At 50.4% G+C, this 21,408-nt stretch carries 7 protein-coding genes and 2 pseudogenes; 7 read left to right on the top strand and 2 right to left on the bottom strand.

Features of this window, described 5'->3' with window-relative positions:
• From EA408_00485 to EA408_00470, 4 genes are all read left to right on the top strand, one after another.
• Positions 1-860: hypothetical protein (locus EA408_00485; protein ID TVR75379.1), on the top strand; the 860-nt coding region annotated here is incomplete at its 5' end.
• Positions 861-1,196: 336 nt separating this feature from the next.
• Entirely contained in the window at positions 1,197-2,420 is a 1,224-nt protein-coding gene (locus tag EA408_00480) for an ABC transporter permease (GenBank protein TVR75378.1), read from the top strand.
• Positions 2,421-2,484: 64 nt separating this feature from the next.
• Positions 2,485-3,648 carry an ABC transporter permease gene (locus tag EA408_00475; GenBank protein TVR75377.1) on the top strand — a complete coding sequence of 388 codons (1,164 nt, stop codon included), beginning with the start codon at positions 2,485-2,487 and terminating at the stop codon, positions 3,646-3,648.
• A 28-nt stretch (positions 3,649-3,676) separates the two neighbouring features.
• Positions 3,677-4,387, top strand: a complete 711-nt coding sequence (locus EA408_00470; protein TVR75376.1) for an ABC transporter ATP-binding protein — start codon at positions 3,677-3,679, stop codon at positions 4,385-4,387.
• Positions 4,388-4,505: 118 nt separating this feature from the next.
• Here the strand turns inward: EA408_00470 and EA408_00465 are convergent, their stop codons facing one another.
• The gene (locus EA408_00465) at positions 4,506-4,703 is read right to left on the bottom strand and encodes a hypothetical protein (protein ID TVR75375.1); all 198 of its coding nucleotides are present in this window, start codon (positions 4,701-4,703) and stop codon (positions 4,506-4,508) included.
• Between the two features lie 93 nt (positions 4,704-4,796).
• Between EA408_00465 and EA408_00460 the strand changes: the two are divergent.
• Positions 4,797-5,921, top strand: a pseudogene (locus EA408_00460) (hypothetical protein).
• Positions 5,922-8,008: 2,087 nt separating this feature from the next.
• Here the strand turns inward: EA408_00460 and EA408_00455 are convergent.
• Positions 8,009-8,266 (bottom strand): annotated as a pseudogene (locus EA408_00455) (isocitrate dehydrogenase (NADP(+))).
• Positions 8,267-8,315: 49 nt separating this feature from the next.
• Between EA408_00455 and EA408_00450 the strand changes: the two are divergent.
• Both EA408_00450 and EA408_00445 read left to right on the top strand, forming a co-directional pair.
• On the top strand, positions 8,316-9,233 hold the full coding sequence (locus tag EA408_00450) for a LamG domain-containing protein (GenBank protein ID TVR75380.1): 918 nt from the start codon (positions 8,316-8,318) through the stop codon (positions 9,231-9,233).
• An 82-nt stretch (positions 9,234-9,315) separates the two neighbouring features.
• Positions 9,316-21,285 (top strand): PKD domain-containing protein, encoded by an 11,970-nt coding sequence (locus EA408_00445; protein ID TVR75374.1) that lies wholly within the window; start codon positions 9,316-9,318, stop codon positions 21,283-21,285.
• Positions 21,286-21,408: the final 123 nt, after the last annotated feature.

Below are 21,408 nucleotides of genomic sequence, written 5' to 3'. Positions count from 1 at the left end.
GGAAATACTCATCCAGTCCGCTCTTCTTTTTTGAAGAGCAGAAGCCTGCCTTTCTCAGGCAACGTGAGGTTACGGGTGAACTGAGGCTGGGAATGCCGGCTGGCCGGAAAGGTACGCTGGAGGCCGGCGGGTTCAGGACCGAGCTGAGGAACACCTATTATGACTCTGACGATTTCTCAAAAACAGATAAAAACAATGTGACCTGGTTCACCCCGTGGAGAGGATATATGCGCTACGAAAGAAATACACTCAACAGGAAACAGTACGCGACCTCGGGAAGCCTGCTGAGTGCATGCCTCAGCTATGTAACAGGCAAGGAGAACTTCCAGCCGGCTGAAGCCGGAAGTGACAGAGAAATATTGCAGGACCACTCCTGGTGGGAGCTGTCGGTAAGGCACGAAAATTACCTGCTTAACGGCAGCCGGTTCTCACCGGGATATACTGCAGAACTTTTTTTAAGCGACCGCCCGTTGCTCAGCAATTACACATCGTCACTGGGTATAGCAAAACAGTTCAACCCGTTTCCTTTGGCGCGGACCAGGTTTCTTCCCGAATTCAGGGCCTCAAACTACATGGCGGCAGGGCTGAAGGCTGCCTGGTCAATATCACGCTCTTCAAGTGTAAGGGCTGAGGCCTATGCTTTCCAGCCACTGCAGACCATTGAGCCAGGCCTGGATAACAACACACGTTTTGAGAATATCAGCTTCAGCCCGTCATATATTGCAAATTTTGCACTGGTCCGCCACCTCTCCCCCGGCCCGCTGAGCATCAGCGCATCCTACCTTGGCCAGGAGACCGGCACCTGGGTGTTTATGATAAACTTCGGCTACATCCTTTTCAACAGGCAGCAGTTCCTTTAAGCGGGTTAGCAACATATTACAGGGCATCATCCTGGCCACAACATCAACTGGCCAGCCGCTCCATTATTCTTCCCACAAGATCAACCGGCCAGCCGCTCCATCAATAACATTGGAATGGGCCCCAAAGTCCTGAATCCTTTTATTCCCTTATCCTAACCCCCCGGGTTGAGCCAGATTCGAAAACATTGTATTTATATTATATTTCTCTATTCTACAAAATAATATCTAACACAAGAAATCCTAATCCATAATATAATTAGATACTTTTGCCATGAAGACTACTATTAATCAAAACATGGGGGTTCCATGTGACATATTAAACCAAATTTTGAACAGATGAAGTTATTCTTAACCCTGGCATGGCGTAACATATGGCGCAATAAACGGCGGACACTGATCTCCATGAGTTCGGTGCTGTTCGCGGTTATGCTGGCAATTACATTTTACTCCATGGAGAAGGGAACATACAACCGCATGATAGAAAGCATGGTGACCTACAGCACTGGTTACCTGCAGGTTCAGGACGTGCTCTTTGAGGAGGAGCCGTCGATGGATAACGCCATGCTTTTTGATGAGAGCGTAAAGAGTGTTCTTGATGATTTGTCGCATCAAATAGAGTTATATGTTCCCCGGATACAGAATTTCGCCCTGGTTGCAACTGACGACCAGACCCGTGGTATCATGGTACTGGGTATAGACCCTTTTAAGGAGAGCCGGCTCAATAACCTCACTGATGATGTTGTTGCGGGAGATTTTCTTGATCCTGATGACGCCGATATTGTGGTTGCAAAGGGACTGGCAGGTATTCTGGGTGTTGGCGTTGGCGACACTATTACCCTGTTGGGACAGGGCTTTCAGGGAACTACCGCTGCGGGAATGTATGCCATCAAGGGACTTATTGACCTTAGGCTACCGGAGATGAACAATAACACTATTTACATGTCTCTACCGGCGGCCCAATGGTTCTATATGGCTGAAGACAGGCTCACATCACTTTTAATAATGCCTTATAATCCCAGGCACAGCAGGGCTATTGTCAATGAGTTGAACCAGCGCCTCGATCCTGAATGGTACCGGGCAATCCACTGGGAAGAGATGCTGGAGGATCTGCTGAGGCTTATGAAATTCGATATAGCCGGCACGATGGTAATGATGATGATCCTTTATATTGTGGTGGCCTTCGGCATTTATGGAACAATTATGACAATGATGATTGAGCGGCAAAGAGAGTTTGCCATGCTTATATCTCTTGGTATGAAACGTGGACAGCTGGCAGTGATCTGTTTCTTTGAATCTCTCTTTATTTCAGTTTCAGGAGCTGTTGTGGGAATACTGGTCGCTATACCTGTCGTAGTATACTTTAAACTTTTCCCTGTAACCTTTACAGGAGAGATGGCAGAAACATTTGTCGATATGGGATTTGAGCCTGTTTTACCATTTTCAGCCGATCCCTGGGTATTTGTTTCCCAGGCTCTTGTAGTGCTTGCCATCGCTTTTGTTATTGGGCTTTATCCGATACGCAAAGCGTATACACTTGACATAATGAAAGTTAAAAAATAAGCCTGTGAAGACACTTATAATAATATCGTGGCGTAACGTGTGGCGAAACCACAAACGCAGTATTATGATGATGTTTGCTGTTGCAATTGGGCTATGGGGCGGACTCCTGGCTCTGGGTATTGCTAACGGACTTGTGACTGAGAGGCAAAGGACAACCATTGAACAGCATGTATCACATATACAGATCCACAATCCGGAATACCTGAAGGACGACAACATACGAAACCATATCGGCAACTATAAGGAGCTTATGGATACCATAAGCTCAATACCGCGGGTAAAGGGTTATTCAGGACGCACAATGGTTACCGGGATGCTTGCAACGGCCAACCTTACCACCGGCGTGAGGATAATCGGGATTGCCCCCCCCTTGGAGAATCAGACATCAAGTATTGGCTCGAACATTATTGAAGGCAGTTACTTCGAAGATCCCGGGCGCAACCCGGTCCTGGTAGGCCGGACACTGGCTGACAAGATTAAGGTGCAGGAGCGTTCAAGGGTAGTCCTTACTTTCCAGGATCCCGATAATGAAATAATTTCAGCTGCATTCAGGGTATCTGGAATATTTCAGACCTCCAACACCACATTTGATGAAACCAATGTCTACATTCTGCAGTCTGATCTGGTCAGCTATCTTGACTCAGTTACTATGGTAAGTGAGATCGCAATTATTCTTGACGATATTGACGAGTCGGAACCGGTAGCCGCGTTCCTGAAGGAACAATTTCCTGAGCTTGAGGTAAGAACCTGGGCCGAGGTATCGCCTGAGCTTAGTTACCTGAATGAGATGTTCGGGGTTATGATAACGATAATACTGGGGATTATCCTGCTGGCTATGGCCTTCGGGCTTGTAAATACCATGCTGATGTCAGTATATGAGCGGATACAGGAACTGGGGATGCTGATGGCAGTGGGAATGAACAAGAAAAAAATCTTCAGTATGATCCTTCTTGAGACCTCATTCATTACTTTCGGAGGAGCTGCCGGAGGAGTGTTGCTGGGCTATATTACCATCCGGGCTATTCAAAATACCGGGCTGAATCTTGCAGTAGTCGGTGGTGATTCTCTCGAATACATGGGTTTCCCATCTGTCATTTACCCCGCCCTGGATCCTTCATTCTATTACACCCTTACCATAATGGTAGTTATAACAGTATTCCTGGCAGCTATTTTGCCGGCGCTCAGAGCGTTAAGACTCAAACCCGCGGAAGCGGTCAGGCATGAGTAGTCAGGCAAATTAAAAAATTGACAAAGCCATGAAAATAATTCAGACACAAAATCTTACCAAAATTTACAACAGCGATATGGTGCCGGTTCGTGCACTTCATAATGTAAGTGTTGATTTTGAAGAGAGAGAATTTACCGCGATCGTTGGTCCCTCGGGCAGTGGCAAAACAACCCTTCTCAATATGCTGGGAGGCCTCGACAAGCCAACAGAAGGAAATATCATGATTGATGGCACTGATATCACTTCGTTGAAAGAATCTAAACTGATAGACTTCAGGCTGCATAACATTGGATTTGTTTTCCAGAGCTATAACCTGCTGCCAGTTCTTACAGCAAAGGAAAACGTGTCGTTTATTATGCTGTTGCAGAAAGTTGACAAAAGGGATATGGAAAACCGTGCAGTTGAGCTTCTGAAGCAGGTGGGACTTGAGGATAAAATGGATGTGAGGCCCGCCAAGCTCTCAGGAGGGCAGCAGCAACGGGTGGCTGTTGCCAGAGCCCTGGCATCCAAACCCAGGTTTATCCTTGCCGATGAACCAACTGCGAACCTCGACACAGAGTCGGCCTTCAACCTGCTGGATATCATGGCCAGGCTGAACAGGGAAGAGAACATCACCCTCATCTTCTCAACGCACGACCGGAGGGTTATTGAAAGGGCCCGTCGTGTAATAACACTGGTTGACGGAGCAGTGGCCAGCGATGAGCATTTTGAAAGAGAAGAGGTAGAAGAGAAGGCCTGAGCAGAGGGAATACTGTTAACAGGTATAAAACTGATTTCTGTCTCACTTTTTACCAATATGGTAAAAAAATGAGCTTTCACGTGATAAAATTATTACTATAATTGAAACCAATTAATAGTCATCCCGTTAAAAAAAATGGATTCTTATACATTTTATTTTTTTTGAAAATTTTATTGATTATATCATCATAAATCTGATTATTATTGAAAGAATATTTACTAATACCAGTTTCACAACCCACTTCTTTTTCCCCGGGACACGAGAATAATAAATCGTACCCCTGCCATTGGCTGTCAGTTGCTGATCTGCAAGGCATTCCTTGCAGCTGCTGGCCGGGATATCCCTTTCCGGACAATAATCACCTCATTTTAACCAAATATTACCTGTAGTTACAGGACAAAAGAATTAAATGAAAAACAATCTGCAAACACATACAATTATGAAAAAGCCAGGATTAATAAATCGTCTGTTGACGGTTATTTTCATGCTGATTACCTGTCAGGCCCTTCTCGCCACCAATATCCGGGTAAGCGATATTGTCATTGTCGAGCGTAATGACGCGGACAGATATATTATAGTCCAGTTCAACCTGAGCTGGGACTATGGCTTCAGGGTTGATGACGGTGCCAATACCAACTGGGATGCCGCATGGGTAATCATGAAGTATAAACGCACTGACCAGACTAACGTGCAGTGGGGACATGCCACCCTGGCCGGTGCGGGTCATACTATCCCGGGTAACTACACCAGCTCTCTCGGAGCAACTGGCGGTGTTAACAAGGGCATATTCATCTATCCCAGCGTCATCTTTGCCGGCACCGCCGAAATCAACGGGGTGCAGCTACGATGGGATTATGGTGAGGATGGACTGGACCCTGAGCATGAGGTGGACATCCGAGTGTTTGGAATTGAAATGGTATATGTGCCAACTGGTAGCTTCTACGTGGGAAGCGGGGGTGGTGAGACCAATAGATTTCATGCAGGAGGAGAGAGTAATACAACCCCATTCCAAATTACCAGCGCCCCATTCCAAATTGGAAATACTGCCGGCAATCTATGGGCAACTGGTCCTGCCGGATCCAGGACTGCCGGCGTATTTGCAGAAGGTTATCCTACAGGTTATAATGGTTTCTATATGATGAAACATAAGATAACCCAACAGGCGTATGTAGATTTTTTAAATACCCTGACCTACGCTCAACAGGATGCCCGGATTAATGGCTCACCCGGCGATGGTGTGGGTGTATACGCTCAAGATCAGACTGCAAATAATAACAGGCGGCATAGGATAAAAATAATAACACAAGGTAACGAAAATGTAACCCCGGCAGAATATGAAACTGAACATCCTTATCTGCCGGTTAACTGGATCTCACCTGAAGATTTACTATCATACCTGGACTGGGCTGCACTTCGTCCATACACCGAGATGGAATACGAGAAAGCCGCCCGCGGTCCCGCCAGTCCTGTTGCTAACGAATACGCATGGGGCAATAGAAGGATAGGTGCAGTTACCAGCATTGAAAATGCCGGTACTGCTACCGAAGCACCTGTTGCAAGTGGTTTCCAACGTGATATAACTATTGATCATACTAAAGTAAACGAGAATCTTACAAACTTCCCTGTTCTTGTAAGGCTGGATGAAGATAATTTCGATTTTTTCAGGTGCCGTGAAGATGGATTCGACTTCCGTTTCTACGATTCGGAGGGCAATACTCTGAGCTATCTCAGAGAAAGGCACAATTTCGCAGACAAGAAAGCAGAATACTGGGTAAAAGTTCCATTGATTTCAAACTCCCAGAACACCGTTATCACCCTTGAGTACGGGAACATCCTGGACGCTGCTGACGGTGCAGATCCTGGTAATGTATGGGATGATGATTTTGTTTCTGTCTGGCATTTAGATGAGGATGCCGATGGTGCTGCCGGCGAGTACAAGGATTCTAAAGGGGGAAACGATGGCACCGGTACCGGTACTGTAGCAAACAGGATTGAAGGTCAGGTCGGACTTGCCCAGGAATTTGACGGGGAAGGAGCCATAAGCATTGCAGATGATGCTACACTCGATATTGAAGATTTTGTCACGATCAGCGGCTGGATCAAGCCCCGGGAGTTAACAGGTGTTAACCGTACCGAGGCAACATCAGCCGACTGGGCAGATTACCATTCAATAGATAACCTGACCACGGCAGCCGATAAGCTCGCGGTTGATACCGGTCCGGGAACAGGTTGGCGAATCTCAAATGCAATATCACTTGATGCTATTAAAAAGGCCGGCAGCAGCTCAATTGACTGGGAGGATGAGTGGGGCTATAAGGTAGTTGCCTTTACTTCCGGCGGAGTTTTCTCTGTACCCGAAGGAGTAACCGAGGTTGACGTGCTTGTTGTTGGTGGAGGCGGTTCAGGAGGTAATTCCCCAAACGCCAATACTATTGGAGGAGGAGGTGGAGGCGCCGGCGGCCTTGTTTATGAAGATGGCTTTAATGTTTCACCAGGGACCAATATCTCTGTAATAATTGGTCAGGGTGGATCACCGCAAACAGCCCATACTAGTGGATTTAATGGTGAAAACAGTTCGTTTGGCAGCATTACAGCGCTTGGAGGAGGTGGTGGTGCCGGTGGTCAGGGTGGTGCTGCAGGTGATGGTGGTAGTGGAGGTGGAGCTGAAGGTTCTTCCGATTGGAATCTTTATGGAGAAGGATTACAACCTGCTTCGGCTTCAGGTGGGTTTGGAAATGATGGTGGTCAACAAGTAGGAGCAACCACGGGCGCTTCCGGTGGTGGTGGAGCAGGTGGATCTGGAGAAAGTAATAGCGGAGATACTGGCGGTGCAGGCGGTGCAGGAATGGACTACAGTCATGTTTTTGGAACAACATGGGGGGATAATGGCTGGTTTGCCGGTGGCGGTGGTGGTCATGGCAGGGGCAGTAGTCCTTCCGGTGATGGGGGGCAAGGTGGCGGCGGTGTTGGAGCTACAGGTTCAGATGATAATGCCGAAGATGCTATGCCTAATACCGGTGGTGGCGGTGGTGGTGGCAGCAACAATAATTCAGGAGTAAGTGGTGCAGGCGGCTCAGGTATCGTACTTGTCCGCTATAAAGATCCCCAATCCGTGAGAATATACACTGCCATTAATGAAAGTGCTGATACCCCACCCGACTTTGACAATGTTCAGATATTTACAGCAGACGGCAGTTTTACTGTTCCTGACGGGATCACAAGACTGGAAGTGCTTGTTGTTGGCGGCGGTGGCGGAGGCGGGTCCGACAATGCCGGCGGTGGCGGCGGAGGTGGAGTAATCCATGAAACCAATTACACGGTTGAGCCGGGACAGATCATTGCTTTTTCCGTGGGTGCCGGAGGCGCACATTCAGGAACAGGCAATGCTGATGCTCAAACAAGTGGAGGAAACTCTACCTTTGGCACCCTCGAGGCTATTGGCGGCGGATTTGGTTCTGGTGGCAATACAGGTCTCAGACCCCCGGGCGAAGGTGGTTCAGGTGGTGGGGGACAAGGTGAGGTGTTTACCAATCCCAGCTGCGAAGGAGCAGCAGGTACCCCGGGGCAGGGTCATGCCGGAGGAAGGGGTTATACATGCATTACCGGCGGCAACGGCGATTATGGCGGTGGCGGTGGCGGTGGCGCAGGTTCATCTGGCTCCAATGGGGCTGTTGTTATGGGTGGTGCCGGCGGTATGGGTTACCTGTCAAGTATTACCGGAGAGCCTCGTTACTACGGTAGCGGCGGCGGTGGTGGCGGTGAGAATGGTAGCGGTGGCGGTGGCGGCGGAAGTTCAACCGGGGCAGGTGCTGCAGGAGGCCAGGGTGGAGGTAACCAGGGCGGTGATGGGGAGGATGATTTTGGCGGTGGAGGAGGCGGATCCTCTGCAACAGCCAGCCGTGGCGGCAGCGGAGGCTCCGGTGTTGTTATAGTGCGCTATGGATTTGCCACCAAAGGTGATCCCATCCCCGGCATCAACGAGGGTGATGACCTGACGGACAAGTACCTGTGGGTCAGGCAGGAGCTTTCAACAAACAATGCAACCCACTCTCCTGAGCTGGAGAGCCTGGAACTGGAAATCAAGGGCGAAGCCGTGATCGCCGGTAAAGGCGAGGATGCATACCAGCTTAGCTACTACGATGGCCAGCTAAGGGGTTACATCAACAACCAAAGGGTATCATCAGCCCTGACTCTTGACCAGTACCAGCACGTAGCTATTACATATAATGGTTCTCACCAGAGGATATATGTAAATGGCTTGTTAACCGGCACGCTTGCATTGACAGGAGATATCAACACGAATGCCAGCAACCTTGTTATGGGACTCAACCTGGAAGGCGAACTCGATGAGTTCAGGTTATCGCCTGTTGCCCGTTCCCAAGCCTGGCTCCAGGCTGAATACCATAGCGGCACGGGAGACTTGGTTCAGATTGGGGGTGAAGCGCAGAATGTCAATGCTGTATATACTGCTTCAGGTACATTTGGAGGTGTTGGCGCAGGGCCGCTTAGGGTAGGTTTTGGAGCAACCGGAACAAGCTCGCGCACAGCATCGGGCGCATCGTACTGGGGGATTATGGAGCTAAGTGGCAACTTATGGAAGATGACAATTGCAGCAGGAAGTGTTGCTGGTCGAGAGTTTACCGGTTTGCATGGAGATGGTGTTCTGACAGAAGCAGGCTTTTTTAATACTGCCAATTGGAACGCAGGTACATTAGGTCTCCGCGGGGCTGGTTTTACAACCGCTTTGGATCGTCTAAGGGTATCCGACAGGAATAATATTACAACTCTAGATGCTGCCGGCAGGCACAATAACCGCGGAGGCCGCGGTGTTCGTACCGCTCCGTAATTAACAAAATAATTAAATTCCGGGGGCTTTTACCACCGGGATTAACAGTTATTCCCAGGTTTTTCACATTGTCTTCTTTTCAATGCACAGGATACTGCCAATAATAGTTTTACTTGTTTTAAAGGTCAGCCTGCTTTATGGCCAGGCTGACCATATGGTAGTATCCATGCAGCCCCAGAACACCCTGCAGGAACGAACTATAGGGGGGCCGCCCACGGTAACCCTTTACGATGAGTCCGACAACCCGGTGGTGGGGGTCAATATTACTGCAACTATCAACAAGAACAGCTTTGCCGGCGGAAGCACCCTTACTGTTGAAACCAACGAACAGGGGGAAGCCATCTTCACCAACCTGATAATTGATGATTTTGATACCGGGTACGAAATCACCTTCGAAGCGGATAACGATGAAGCACCAGGCGTTGCAGATGTGACCTCCGTATCTTTCGAGATATACGAGGAGCAATTTACAATAACCATCCTGAATCAGCCCATTCACAGCGTTGCTGATCATACACTTGAGGCTGCCGATATTATCAACCCCGTCACGGTAAGGGTTGCCGATATGGAGGATAACCCCGTGGCATCAGGCACGGTATATGTTACCCTCAACGAGGGTGATTTTACTGTTGAGAGCACTACTTCTGCATCAGTAAGCGGTGGTATTGCCATATTCGATAATCTGATCATTGATGAGGACGATACCGGCTACCAGTTAATCTTCTCAAACCCTTCGGTTCATATTGCCGATGTTACTTCCGATGCTTTTGATCTGGCAGCAGAAATTGCCACCATGAGCATGTATGTGAACACCTCCGAAAGCATCGAGGGCATACCAATCTACGGTCCTCCAACGGTTTACGTTGATGATGATGGCAGTCCTGTGGTTGGCGAATTGATCACGGCATACCTCAATAAAAATGATTTTTCAGGCGGCAGCACCACCACCGCGACGACCAATGGCGATGGACTTGCAATTTTCGATGATCTGATTATAGACGATTACACGACAGGCTACCAAATCTTTTTTAAAGCAACAACACAGGGAATAGCCACCATAACATCTGATCTTTTCGATGTGGTTCAGGAGGTTGCCCTCCTTGAGGTCACCCTTCAGCCGGAGCTAACCATTGCAGACGAGTTGATTAATGGTCCGCCCACGGTCACGCTGAAGGAAAAGGGGACAAACGACCCTCTCCTTGCAAATATCCTTGTCACCCTGAACCACGGTTCATTTAAGGATGGCAGCACCACCATCGTAACCACGGTGGATGGCGTTGCGGTTTTCAACAACCTGAGGATTGATACACCGGGCGATTACATGATGATCTTCAGCGTTCCGGGCACATCCGGGGTTGACACAGTGATGACGGCCGAATTTGAAGTTCTTGCAATCGCGGGCAATATGACCGTGACCACACAGCCGCTGGAGACCATAGAGGGATACATGGTGGAGGGGCCACCAACGGTAACAATCCTGGATACAGAAAGCGAGGGAATAGAAGGTCTTGTTGTAACAGCCATTCTGAACCAGAACGAATTCTCCTCTGATCCCGCGACCCAGGAACAGACAACAGATGCGAACGGAGTTGCAGTTTTTGATGCGTTGGTCATTGATGAAATCGCCGGCAATTACACCATCTTCTTTGATCTGCCGGTGACCAGCGGGGTGGTGGGAGAAACCTCTGAAAGCTTCGATGTGGTGGAGGAAGTTGCATTGCTGTCAATAAACCAGCAGCCCACGCTTACCATAGCCGGAGAAACCATTAACGGTCCCCCATCGGTTCTTATCATCAATAAAGCCACAAGCAATCCTATACCCAGCATCAACATCTACGTCAGCCTAAATAAGGGAGATTTCCAAGGGGGCAGCACCACCATGGCAACCACCAACGCCTCCGGAATTGCAACCTTCGATAATCTTATTATTGAGGATGACGAAACCGGTTACCAACTTGTTTTTTCAAGCCAGTCCCCGGGCGTGGCCGATATTTCATCCGGCCTGTTTGATGTTATACCCGTGGAAGGTGCAATTACCATTACACAGCAGCCCCTGGAAACTGTTGATGGATATGCTGTAGCAGGACCCCCGGCCATCCAGGTCCTGGACAACGATACCAACCCGATGGAAGATATCGGGGTTACGGCAGTTATTAATAAAAACAGCATTGCAAGCGGAACCGAAACCAGGCTTACCAACGATCAGGGCATGGCTGTTTTTGACGACCTGGTTCTCTCCGATATTGCAACCGGCTACGAGCTTACCTTCACGGTGGATGTTGGTGAGGGCATTCCGGACAAAACATCCGAAGCCTTCAGGGTTGTTGCAGAGGTGGCTGTAATAGAAATAACCCAGGAACCGCTACTGACCATCGGGGGCGAACTGGTTAACGGTCCCCCGACAGTGCTGCTCAGAACCCCGGGAGGAGACCCGATAACAGGTGGCAATATCACCGTATATCTCAACAAGAACGATTTTGCAGGTGGCAGCACCACGACTGTTACCACTAATGCAAGTGGCATTGCTGTTTTCGATAATCTTATCATTGATGATGCAGATACCGGTTACCAGCTAACATTCTCCTCCGGCTCATCGGGAATTGCCGACCGGACATCCGGTGCATTTGATGTTGTTGAGCCTTTGGGCTTGATGACCATCACACAGCACCCCCTGGAAACCGTTGACGGGCATCCAGTCGCGGGACCGCCAACCGTCACCATCACTGAAACCAATAGTGAACCGTGGGAAGGGGATGAAGTTACAGTGACCGTATCGGTAAACAAGAATGATTTTTCAAGCGGCACACTTTCCAGGGAGACCGTTGACGGTGTAGCAGTATTCAATGATCTCGTGCTTAATGCAATTGACACCGGTTATGAGCTTGTCTTCAGCATAGATATCTCGGAGCATATAGCCAATAAAACATCAGACCCGTTCAACGTGGTAGCCGTTGCAGGTTACCTTGATATTACAACCCAACCCTCGGAAACCGTGGCCGGAGATCCGATTAACGGTCCGCCCGTGGTGCGTTTGACAAACCTTTCCGGTCAGGGAGTCGCGGGGGTCACAATCAGTGCAGCCCTGAATAAGAACAGTTTCAACCCCGGCAGCACCCTTACAGCAGTTACCAACTCAACCGGACATGCAACCTTTGGCAACCTTGTAATTGATGATCATGATACTGGCTATAATCTAACCTTCACAGCAGTTGGAGCATCGGGTGTTGCTGCCGTAACCTCCAATGATTTTGAGGTTACCGATGCCACGCTTTCTATGGATATTGTTGAACAGCCCACAGAAACAGTTGCCGGCGTTGCCATGGTGCCCGCCCCGCGGGTACACGTCTATAACGGCGGCGGCAATATGGAAGGTGTGGTGGTAACTGCCTACATCAACATGAATTCGTTCAGCGGCAGCAGCACCGTTACAGCAACAACCGATGCCGGTGGCATAGCCACCTTCGACAATCTTATCATAAACACCGCTGATGCCGGCTATTTAATAACCTTTAACGCTGACCTCTCGGGCGTGCCCAATGCACATTCGGCCGCGTTCACGATAATCCCTGCCGCTGCCGGCTATATTCTGGTTACGACCCACCCGCAAAACACTACTGCAGGCGAAACTATTACCGGTCCGCCTGCGGCAACTGCCTACGATGAGTTTGGCAACCCGGTGCCGGGGATAAGCATAGGGGCTGAGCCAAATCAGAATCCGGGCTCATTCTCAGGCACGACACCTGTTACTACCGATGCAGGCGGTGTTGCCGTTTTTGACGATCTGGTCATTACTACCTCTGCATCCAACTACCAGCTATTCTTCACTTCTGCCGGGGTAACCACCGGTAATTCCGGCACTTTCGCGATAAACAATGCCGCACCTGACCATATAACCATCATTACCCAGCCATCGGAGACTGTTGCCGGGGCAGCCATATCGGGACCGCCGGTGATTGCCGTGGAGGATCAGTACGGCAACCCCGTGCAGGGCGAAACGGTTACCATCAGCACAGTGGAGGGTTACGCTATCGACGCGGGAACCCTCAGTCTCGAAACACCTGCCAATGGTGTGGTTGCCTTCCCTGACCTGGTTATCAACACGGTCGGCACCTACAGCTTTCGCTTTGCTGTTGACGGACTTGAGGCCACATCGGCCTATTTCAGTGTTGTGCAGGGCACGCTCTTCTCCCGCTTCTTCGGGGCATCACACAGCGGCTTTGTCTCATCCGCGGAGAGTGGGATCCCTCTTGGACAAACCCCCGCGAGAATCGAGGTGATAACTCAACCCATGGAAAGCATAGTTGGTACCGGGATCGCCGGGCCTCCCCGTGTAGTGGTTTACGACGCTGTTGACAACCCCGTTCCAGGTGTTTCAGTTACCGTGACAGGGGCGCCCTTCAGCGCCGGGATTGAAACCCTGTATACCGGAAACAGCGGAGAGGCTGCTTTCGGGGGACTGGTTATTGATGCGGCAGGAACCTATACCCTTACCTTCACCGCTGATGATCACCCCGACGTCTTTACCAATTCAGATCCTTTTGATGTGATTGATCCAACAGCCACCATGACCATGAGCATGCAACCCCAGCAAACCGTGGCGGGAGAGGCTGTGGCAGGTCATCCCACCGTACTGCTGCTAAACTCTATAGGTATGCCTGTGCCCGATGTTGATATAACAGTTTACATCAACCAGCACAACTTTGGCGGTGGTTCAGTCATAACGGTTACCACAGGTGCCGATGGCCTGGCCGGGTTTGATGAGCTGTTCCTCACCAGCGCGGCACCGGGCTATCAGCTTATTTACGATGCCGATTACTCCGGTGTTCTTAATATTATATCGGATCCCTTCAGCGTGGTAAGCGCCCCGGCGCATAGCATCGGGGTAACGACACAGCCCCTGGAGACCCTTGAGGGCGCTACCCTGGCGGGGCCACCGGCAGTGACAATATACGATGAGTATGGCAATACCGTGGCGGGTATACCGGTTACCGTTACCGAGGCGATTCAGGGCATACCATTCGACGCGGGCATAACAACCCTTACAACCAACAGCTCCGGAGTTGCATCATTCTCAACGCTGGTGCTGAACACAAGGGGAACATACCAACTCTCTTTCGGGGCTTCTGGTGTTCCATCCGTTACCTCCGGCACCTTCCAGGTGGTATCGGGCACGGTGGCCAACAGGTTCAGGGGCAACAGCCATAGCGGTTTTACATCGCTGCTGACACAGGATAAGCTCCTTGGGCAGACACCTACTCGCCTGGAGATCACCACCCAGCCGGCGGAGACCGTTGCAGGCTTTATTGTTGAGGGACTCCCCGCGGTAAGGATATACGATGAGATTGACAATCCCGTGGCAGGGGTCCAGGTAACCGTAAGCGTTCTGGATGGAGGCAGCTTCAGCGAAGGAACAACCACCCGGACAACCAATGAACAGGGTGATATTACCTTTAATGATCTGGTAATAAGCGATCAGGGTACATACAGGCTGAACTTTTCGGCCGACAATCATACGGCAACGGTTTCTGACGTCCAGTCCGTTCCCTTCGATGTAACCGGCCAGTTCTACTTCATGGATATCGTTACACAGCCTGGGAATAGTATAGCAGGCGAAGCTGTCGCCGGACCCCCGGTTGTCAATATCACCAACTACATCTATCAGCCCCTTGCCGGTGTGGATGTGACGGTTTACATCAACCAGCACGGTTTTGCCTCCGGCAGTTATACTGTTCCGACCAATATGGATGGTGAAGCTGTTTTCGAAGACCTGGTGATCAATACCGCGGCTATGGGTTACCAGCTAATATTCGATGCTGACTATCCCGGTATCGCCAACGAGACATCGGTTACATTCGAAGTGAGCAATGCCCCCCCGTCAAATATAAGCATCACCACGCAGCCCGGCACAACCATCGAGGGAGCTGTCATTGTAGGTCCCCCTTCAGTAAGGCTTGCCGACGAGTTTGGCAACCCCGTGGCCGGAGAAACCATTTATGTTGCCGAAACGGGAGGCTACAGCTTCGATGCGGGAAGTACGTTCCTGCTTACCGATGCATCTGGAAGTGCAGTTTTCAGCGACCTTATAATAAATAACATGGGGCAGTACAGCCTTACCTTCAGCGCCGATGGTGTTGATGATGCCATTTCCATGAACTTTAATGTAACCTCCGGAACCGTAGCCAACCGTTTCTATGGCAATACGCATAGCGGTTTCGTTTCATTTGAAGCAAAAGACAAAGCCCTTGGGCAGATACCAGCACGTATAGAGATTGTTACTCAACCTCAGGAAACCGTTCTTGGAGATTTCGCCGGGGTTTCCGGTCCGCCCGCCATCAGGGTTTATGACGAAGTGGACAACCCCATGGGCGGGGTTTGGGTGAATGTCTCTACCGGCGGCGCGGGTATAACTGACGGAGAAACCCTACTGGTATCCGAAGCGGATGGGACAATATCTTACCCGGGACTTATGATTGATGAGATTGGCTCATACCAGCTAACCTTTATTGCACAGGATTACCCGGCCGTATCGGCAACCTCGGCGATATTCGAAGTGGTAGGCCCGAACCTGTTTATGACCATGGATACCCAGCCGGCAGAAACAGTTGCCGGTCAACCGGTGGCCGGTCAACCTACGGTCAAGCTTGCCAATGCCATCGGGCAGGGATTCGAGGGTGTTGATGTTACCGTAGTCGTAAATCAGCACAGCTTCGCATCTGAGCCGGCTACGCTGACTGTTACGACTGATGCGGACGGGTTGGCTCTGTTCGACGAACTGATTTTAAACACCGCGGCTACTGGTTACCAACTGATCTTCGATGCCGACTATCCGGGTGTAGTAAACCTTGCATCCGATGCCTTTACCGTTATCCCGGCCGGTCCCGATGCCATCAGTATCATACAGCAGCCGGCAGACACCGACGCGGGCTCGGTTATAGCCGGTCCGCCATCAGTGAGGGTTACCGATGAGTTTGGCAATGTAATACCCGGGGTAGGCGTATCGGTTGCCGAAACCGGCGGATACATATTTGATGGAGGAAACACGAGCCAGAATACCAATGCTTCGGGTGTTGCATCCTTTACTGACCTGGTGATCGATAACCAGGGGCAGTACAGCCTTACTTTCAGCTCCGCGGGGGTTGACGATGCCGTTTCAACGATTTTCAACGTTCTCTCGGGCACCGTGTCAAACCGCTTTAAGGGTAGCAGCCACAGCGGCTTTAATACCACAGCTATTGACGATGTGAGGCTCGGTCAGCAGCCCACCCGTATAGAGATTCTGATGCAACCCCAGGAGACCATATCAGGCGATGCTATCGCGGGGCCGCCGCTTGTTGTGCTCTACGACGAGGTTGACAACCCCGTGGGGGGCATAACCATCAATGTCTATATTGCCGGTGCAGGCGGACCCCTGTTTTCCGGCGGAAGCACCACGCAGGTTATTACCGATACGAATGGCGAGGCCGAATTTGACAACCTGATCGTCGAACTAACCGGCACCTTCACCCTGCGTTTCGAGGCCGACGGCTATGACGGGATTGTTCCCGATGCCATATCCCAGCCGTTTGATGTGGTGGACCCCCTTTTAACCATGGAAATAACCGGGCAACCCGCCGAAACCATCGCCGGTCAGGTGATAACCGGCCCGCCCGCTGTCCGTTTAACCACGGCCGGAGCGGTACAGCAACCCTTTGCAGGAGTTGGGGTTACAGTATACATAAACCAGAACTCTTTTGCATCAGGAACACAAACTGTAATGACAAATGACCAGGGTTATGCCATATTTGATGACCTGGTTATAGAGACAGCAGCAGCAGGCTACCAGATTATATTTGACGCCGACTACAGCGGCGTGACAAATCAAATCTCCGGTGCATTTATTGTATTGCCCGGACCTGCCAGCCAAATGAATATGGTTACACAACCGTTAAATGCTCAAGCAGGTGAAATAATAGGAGGGCCGCCAACCATTGCCCTTTATGACGCCTACAACAATCCCGTTCAGGGTGTTGCCATTACCCTGACAGAGCAGGGAGGCTACAGCTTCGATGGCGGGACAACAATACAAACCACAGGGCCGAACGGGTATGCCTCATTCAGCGATCTGTTGATAAATACCACCGGTTACTACACCCTGAACTTCGATGCAGCAGCAGGCGGAGTGCCTGATATCCAGTCCCAACAGTTCCGCATACTCTCCAACGACCTGGTTGGCCGTTTCAGGGGTGCCAGCCATAGCGGGTTTACCCAGGAAGAGGAGAAGGATGTTCTGCTTAAGCAGATACCTACATATATCGATATTCTTACCCATCCATCACAAACAGTTTCGGGTGAGGCAGTCCAGGGTCACCCCAGGGTGGCGGTATACGACCAGCTCTATCAACCCGTTTTCAACGCCGATGTTATGGTATCTGTGGTCGGGGGTACGGTTCCGGCCATGACCGGTACCATGAACAGACAAACTGATGGTGATGGTGAGGTTGTTTTCGATGACCTGGTAATAAGCGAGATAATAGAGCACAGGCTCTACTTCGAGGTGGGCGGGCACAACCATGTTAATGTTACATCACAGTACTTCGAGGTTATTGCCCCCCTGCTTACCATGGCTATACATACAGAGCCAGCCGATACACAGGCAGGGGAGATTATTGAGGGAGACCCGTCCGGGCACCCCGCTGTAATTATTACAGATGGTCTGGGTAATGGTGCAGATAATATTGAGGTGAGCGTTTACCTCAACCGGTTTGCCTTCGCATCAGACCCCGTGTTTGCAACCGTAACCACGAATGAGTCGGGGGTAGCGGTATTTGACAATCTCTCTATCACGCATGCCGCGGCAAACTACCAGATGCTGTTCGAGGCCAGCTCCGCCGGGGTCAATAGTGTCACCTCCGGCAGTTTCACTATTCTTCCCGCCCCGCCCCATACCTTAACCATTTCTACACAACCGCAATCCAGCTTCGCCGGGGCAGCTATTGAAGGGCCGCCTGCCGCTGCACTTCATGATGAATTTAACAACCCGATCGAAGGGGCAACCGTAACTGTGGGCGAAGCCGGCTCCGAACCGCTCGGTGGTACAACGTCCGTAATTACCAATTCAGGCGGAACAGCCATCTTCAGCAACATAACAATTGATACCCCGGGCACATATCAACTGGTATTTGATAATGCCGATGTTGATCCGGTAACTTCATTCAGCTTTACCGTATCATCATCTGAAATAGCCGGAAGATTCAGGGGCAGCACCCACTCAGGGTTCACAAGCGAACTGATTGAGGATGTTCCGCTCTATATCCCCGATCCGGTTGAAGCACCCCTGTTTGATGACCCGGCAACTGAAATGTGCGAGGGCACAACAGAAACATTTACTGCAACAGCGGAGCACAGCGACTCATTGAAGTACTCGATTAACCCGCCATCGTTCGGGACCATGAATGAGAATACAGGCGAACTGGTGCTGAATATGGGGTTTTATGGAACACTCTATGTTATTGCTACTGCCTATGGCCATGAGGGCCCTGTCAGTGACTCCGTTGTAGTAACTGTCAATAGTGAAGTTGATATACCGCAGTTTGATGATCCTGTTTATACCGTTTGCCAGGGTGTAGATTTAACAACCCAGTACATAGCCGAAACGGTTCAGGGAAGTATCATCAGTTACTCTGCAGAACCGGTTGAAGCCGGCAGCATTAACACCATTACCGGGATAATGACCTGGGCTCCCGGTTTCAGCGGCGAGGCGAGAATATATGCCCACGCTGAAGCCACAAACGGATGCGGTCCTGTAAAAGATAATTTTGTTACCGTAACCGTTAATCCTGAGATTGGCGATCCCCTGTTTATCCAGGGAGCCGTTGAGTTATGCCAGGATGCCCCCAACGAAACCTACCAGGCCGCATCAACAAACGCTGAAAGCATTACCTACTCACTCTCCGACGGGGCAGCAGGAACCCTTAACCCCACGACGGGGGTAATGAACTGGGATGCCGGCTTCCATGGACAGGTCACGATTACCGCAACAGCGACGGGCTGCGGAGGGCCTAAAACGGTTAATCGTGTGGTTACGGTTCATCCCGCTCCAGCCACATCAGCAATTACCGGTAACAGTCCCGTGGTTTGCAATGCCGAAGGTGAAGTCTATAGTGTTGTATTGAACCCGGGTTCAAGCTACCAGTGGACAGTTCCTGCAGGCGCAACTATTATTTCCGGAGCCGACGGACCTGAAAACAACAGCATTACTGTTGATTTCGGAGAGAACAACGGCAATATCACCGTCATTGAAACCAGCGTTCATGGGTGCACCGGGGCCTTGGTCAGTCTTATGGTTACCCTTGACGGCTGCGGCATGCAGGCTGACTTTGAGTCCACAGCTACCACTGTCTGCGAGGGAGGCTCCATAACCTTTACAGACCTCTCAACCAATCCCGTTAGCTGGACATGGGACTTCGGTCCGAGTGCGAGTCCCTCGGGCGCAACAACACAGGGCCCCCATACGGTAACTTTCAATACAGAGGGCATATACACCGTAACACTAACCGTTACGGATGGTGTGGCCAGCGACACCCATGAAATTCAGGTCACAGTCCAGCGCAGGGGCAGGTGGCTTGGCACGGTGGACACGGACTGGTTTAACACCGGGAACTGGTCGTGCGGTGTACTTCCTGACCAGAACACTGATGTTACCATTGAGAGCGGAGCAGATCATGATCCGGAGATCTCGGGATCCGACGCAAGCGTCAGAAACATAACTATTGAAGATGGTGCAACACTCGGAATTGACGGAGTGACCCTTAATGTATATGGCAACTGGACAAATAACGGCACCTTCACCTCGGGCGGGACAGTGGCCTTCCGCGGAAGCCCGTCCACCATTACGGGCACATCTGAGACCATATTCAATAACATTTTAATTACCAGTGGAGCCGCACTTTCTGCACCGGCCAACCTTTATATCGAGGGCAATCTCGTGGTTGACGGAACATACACCCATAACAACGGCAGGGTTGTATTTACCGGAGGCTCAGGCCAGCAGATTTCAGGCTCCTCTGCAACCCTGGTATTGCATACCCTTGAAACAGATAAAACATCCAATTCACTTACCATTGACCGTAATGTTGATATAGCCTCACAGCTCAACCTTGTTAATGGCATTATACACACATCAACCGGTACGATGCTCAGGCTCCAGGCAGGTTCATCATCCACAGATGGAAGTGACGGATCTCATGTTGACGGTCCAATTGAGAAACGGGGTGGAACAGCATTTATATTCCCCACCGGGAACAATGGTGTCTGGGCCCCCATCGGTATCTCGGCACCCGGAGCGCCGGATGAAACATTTGTTGCTCAATACTTCCATGAGGGACATCCTGAGTCTGCTGTTCCCGATACAGACGGACCGTGCAGCAATTGTGTAACTGATGACAGCATCAGGGTGGTTCTCGACACGGAATACTGGACCCTGAACAGGACCGGCGGCAGTTCGAGCCCCGATGTTACAATGTACTTTAAGGACCTCGACCGCAGCGGCATATCGTCGCTGGCAACCTTGGTCTACGCTCACTGGGACGGGGCTGAGTGGAGCAAGAAGGGAAAGGGCGGCATATCCGATGAAGTGAATATGGGATATATAACCGGCACCGGTTTCTCGTCCTACAATGTACATGCACCGGCCATAGCCATAGTCGAGGATGAATGTTCAGCGGTAATAACACGGGAGTCGCCGCCAGTAGAGGATATTATTTGCGAAGATGATGTTTTTGAGTTAAGGGTTGAATTTACCGGTGAGGCACCATTCAGGCTGATCTATACTGACGGAGACGGCAACGATGTAACCCTGGAAAATATTAACGACAATTATTTGATAATAGAGATTGTTGCCGAATGGCATCCTCCCGATCCGCTGGGTCCCGTATATGTTTATCAATATACTATTGTCGAGGTTGAAGATGCCAACGGTTGTAAAACAGAAGGTGAAGGTACTGTTACAATTGAGGTATACAAGCGTCCAACCACCGGACCGGTACATCATATTCCCAATACCTTTGGCCAGTAGCGAGAATATGCCGGTTACATGTTTACTGTCTCTTTCCTGTAGACGGTTTTCCTGCCAGGCATATCTTAGATTTCCATTACCCGGCCAGCTTAAGGAATTCTCCGGATAAAAAAGGGTAAAATT

The organism is Marinilabiliales bacterium (assembly GCA_007695015.1).
Taxonomy (GTDB): Bacteria; Bacteroidota; Bacteroidia; order Bacteroidales; family PUMT01; genus PXAP01.
The sequence above is the reverse complement of the archived record's forward strand: the minus strand, read 5'-3'. Positions and strand labels throughout refer to the sequence as shown.

Coding starts and splice junctions, on each gene's coding strand:
- EA408_00465 (TVR75375.1), bottom strand. CDS start 4,703: ATGCCTTGCAGATCAGCAACTGACAGCCAATGGCAGGGGTACGATTTA.
- EA408_00480 (TVR75378.1), top strand. CDS start 1,197: ATGAAGTTATTCTTAACCCTGGCATGGCGTAACATATGGCGCAATAAA.
- EA408_00475 (TVR75377.1), top strand. CDS start 2,485: ATGATGATGTTTGCTGTTGCAATTGGGCTATGGGGCGGACTCCTGGCT.
- EA408_00445 (TVR75374.1), top strand. CDS start 9,316: ATGCACAGGATACTGCCAATAATAGTTTTACTTGTTTTAAAGGTCAGC.
- EA408_00470 (TVR75376.1), top strand. CDS start 3,677: ATGAAAATAATTCAGACACAAAATCTTACCAAAATTTACAACAGCGAT.